The 2,737-nt window shown below is 70.4% G+C and carries 5 protein-coding genes and 1 pseudogene; all 6 read right to left on the bottom strand.

Going from position 1 to position 2,737, the window contains the following annotated elements; all coding sequences use genetic code 11:
• Nucleotides 1–41: 41 nt before the first annotated feature.
• Nucleotides 42–446 (bottom strand): helix-turn-helix transcriptional regulator, encoded by a 405-nt coding sequence (locus tag G6030_RS12325; protein WP_182643315.1) that lies wholly within the window; start codon nucleotides 444–446, stop codon nucleotides 42–44.
• A complete protein-coding gene (locus G6030_RS12320) occupies nucleotides 443–625 on the bottom strand; it encodes a hypothetical protein (protein ID WP_182643314.1) in 183 nt (60 codons plus the stop codon). The genes G6030_RS12325 and G6030_RS12320 overlap by 4 nt, the downstream gene beginning before the upstream one ends.
• A gap of 12 nt (nucleotides 626–637) precedes the next feature.
• Nucleotides 638–898: a hypothetical protein gene (locus G6030_RS12315; protein WP_182643313.1), complete on the bottom strand. Its 261-nt coding sequence runs from the start codon at nucleotides 896–898 to the stop codon at nucleotides 638–640.
• A gap of 37 nt (nucleotides 899–935) precedes the next feature.
• Nucleotides 936–1,508 (bottom strand): DnaB-like helicase N-terminal domain-containing protein, encoded by a 573-nt coding sequence (locus G6030_RS12310; protein ID WP_182643312.1) that lies wholly within the window; start codon nucleotides 1,506–1,508, stop codon nucleotides 936–938.
• A gap of 35 nt (nucleotides 1,509–1,543) precedes the next feature.
• Nucleotides 1,544–2,020 (bottom strand): hypothetical protein, encoded by a 477-nt coding sequence (locus G6030_RS12305; protein WP_182643311.1) that lies wholly within the window; start codon nucleotides 2,018–2,020, stop codon nucleotides 1,544–1,546.
• 456 nt (nucleotides 2,021–2,476) lie between these two features.
• Nucleotides 2,477–2,704, bottom strand: a pseudogene (gene nrdH / locus G6030_RS16560) (glutaredoxin-like protein NrdH); the annotation flags it as partial.
• Between the last annotated feature and the right edge of the window lie 33 nt (nucleotides 2,705–2,737).

Here is a 2,737-nt window from a genome sequence, read left to right as displayed (position 1 = left end):
GTCCACGCCGGCACCGTAGCCGGGGCCTCCGACACCGGCGGTCAGTGCAGGTCGCGGGCGGCGATCAGACCTGCGACGAACGCGGCTGCTTTGTCGGCCTCGGCGTCGGTGAGGTCGTACTCCTGGCCACCAATCACCGTGCGAGCCGCGCCAAGAGGCTCGAGTCCGAACATGAGGCGGGTGCTGGCCGACAGCGCCGCCCGGTCGGCGATGTCGCCGACGGTGCAGTCCAGGGCGTCGGCGAGTGCTGCGAGCTGGTCTTTGCTGATGGCGCTGGGCGTCGCGGCCGGCCCGTGGGCGGTGGGCTTTGATTGTCCGCGCTCCCAGGCGCTGATCCAGGGGGATTTCACGCCGACGGCGACGGCGAGCTTGAGCTGGGACAGTCCGCGCTCGAGGCGGACGGCACGAATGGCACGGCCGAGTGAGCGGGCCTCGTCTGGTGTCATGGCCCCTCCCCCGCTGCGTCGGGCCGAATCTCGGCGACGACCGACCAGTGCCCGCCCTCGTGGGCGCTCGACACCACGGACGCCTCGGCCCCGCCGAGGGCCCGCCCTCGTGCGCGGTCGAGGTCGATGTGGGCGTGCAGCTCGCTCGGCCCGGTCCCGATGAGGTACATGGTCGTCATCGTGCCTGGGCGCTACGGCTGTACGGGTGTCGCCCCTGCCGGGTGCGACTGGGGCGGCGCGTCGAGGGTCAGCAGCCATGAGGTCGCAGCCTCGATCGCCTCGGCGGCGACGGCCGCACCGATGGCGTCCCGGTCGACGGGCTGGCCAGTCGACCGCTCGTGCTTGCACAGGTAGAGGTCTACGGCGTCGGAGACGGTGCCGGGGTCAATCGTGGCTCCGAGCGCTGCCAGGGCGTCGCTCGCCTGGTGCTCGAGCTGGGCCTGCGAGTGCATCTGGTCTTCCCTTCTGGGTGGTGTCGGTCGCCGACGGTTACTGGGCGGCGGTCGGGCCTGCGGTGAGTGAGGCGCGGCGGCGGGTCTCGGTGCGCATGGCGCGGCCTTGGGCGAGGAGGATCTCGAACAGGTCGACGGTGGGGGCCTCGGCGCTGGCGCGGGTCAGGGTCTGGGCGGTGGCGGCGAAGCGTCGGCGGTAGGCGGCGTCGAGGACATCGGTGGCGAGGGTGGTCAGCCCGACGGCAGGCGTTCCGAGCAGGGTGACGGTCTGGAGGGCGTCGGCCAGGAGTCGGCCGTGGTGGCCGGCCATGCGTCCGGCGCTGGTCAGGGCAGCCAGGACGCGGGTCGGGTGGTGGGGCTCGTCTGCGGCGATCAGTTCGGCGATGACGGCGTACAGCTCGCCGTAGCGAGGGCTGAGGAAGTCGCCGGCCGTGAGGTGGCGGGCGATGTGGCGGGCCTCGGTGGTGTCGGTGGTGTGCAGCAGGGCGCAGAGCAGGGCGGCTTCGGGGTCGAGCTCGGGGACGGTGGGGGCGTCGTCGGTGGCGGCGAGGTCGTCGACGTCGACCGGGTCGGCGGTGGCCTGCGGGTCCTCGGCGGTCATGGTGGCCATTGTCTGTCCTGCCTGTGCGGGGTGGGTGCTGGTGGTTATGCGAAGAGGTCGAGCTGTTGGGGTTCGGCTTCGATCGTGGTGGCGGGTTCCCAGATGGGAGCGGCCAGTAGTCGCAGCTGTGCCTCCAGGTCGGCGATCTGGTCGCGTTCGCTGTCGGTGGTCTGGTGTAGGACGCCGGGGGTCTGGTCGCCGGCCTTTGCATGGCACCATGCTTTGTCGGTCTTGCGAAACGCGGTGATGAACTCGTCGGTGGCGTAGCGGCTGATGTGGCGGCGGATCTGGCTCCAGGTGATGTGGCGGTCTGGGGCCGCGGTGGAGGGAAGCGTTCGCCCGGCCCAGACGGATAGACCCTTGGCGCGGTACTCGAAGGCGAGATCTGAGCCGTATCCGGAGGACTGGCTGGCGACGATGTGCGGGATCTGGGTCTCGGGGGAGGCGGCGAGTCGGCCGAGGCCGTGCAGGGACATGGTCCTGCGGAGGTAGTGCAGATCGGTGTGGTCGAGAGCGTGCATTCCGGGTGTCCTTCCTGGGTGCCCGTCTGCCTCGCGGCGATGGGCGGGCGGCGGTCGCGATGGCCATCAGCCGTAGATGACGTCGCCGAATACGCCCATTTGCAGGGCCATGTCGGCGTTGGCGGCGTCGATGTCGCCCCGGTGGCCGTTGGTGCGGTTGGCCTCGCGGAAGTCGTTGACCAGGTCGTTGTCGATGCTGGTTGCGGCGAGCTTGGTGGCGCCGCGTGCGATGGTCTCGAGAGTGACCTTGTATTCAGTCCCGGTCTCGTCCTCGCGGATGAGGGCGGCGTAGCAGTCGCCGCCGGAGCCGAGCGGATCGAGGTTGTCTCCCTCGGGGGTGGTCCCGGTGTGGTCCTCGACGTGTACCGTCTCGGCCCAGTAGCTGATGCCGGTCTCGACGGCGGTGCTGAGCACGTCGACGAGGAACTGGGTGCGCTCGGGGCTGCGGGGGTGTGCGGACGCCAGGGCCTTGATGCGGTCGGGGCGGAATCCGGACCAGTGGTCGTCGCCGTCGACCTCGATGATCGGTGCGGAGCTGTAGCCGAGGGTGTTCATCACGTAGTCGCGGGCGTCGTGGTCGGTGGTGAGGTCGACGGTGGTGTAGACGATGCCGGCGGCGTCGAGGGCGCGGATGGTGCTGTCGCACTGGACGCAGGCCGGCTTGGTGTAGACGACGATGCTCATGGTGTCCTCCTGGGGTTTCCGGGGGCGGTGTTG

Origin of the sequence: Dietzia sp. E1 (assembly GCF_014145015.1) — a bacterium.
Lineage (GTDB): Bacteria > Actinomycetota > Actinomycetes > Mycobacteriales > Mycobacteriaceae > Dietzia > Dietzia cinnamea_A.
The sequence above is the reverse complement of the archived record's forward strand: the minus strand, read 5'-3'. Positions and strand labels throughout refer to the sequence as shown.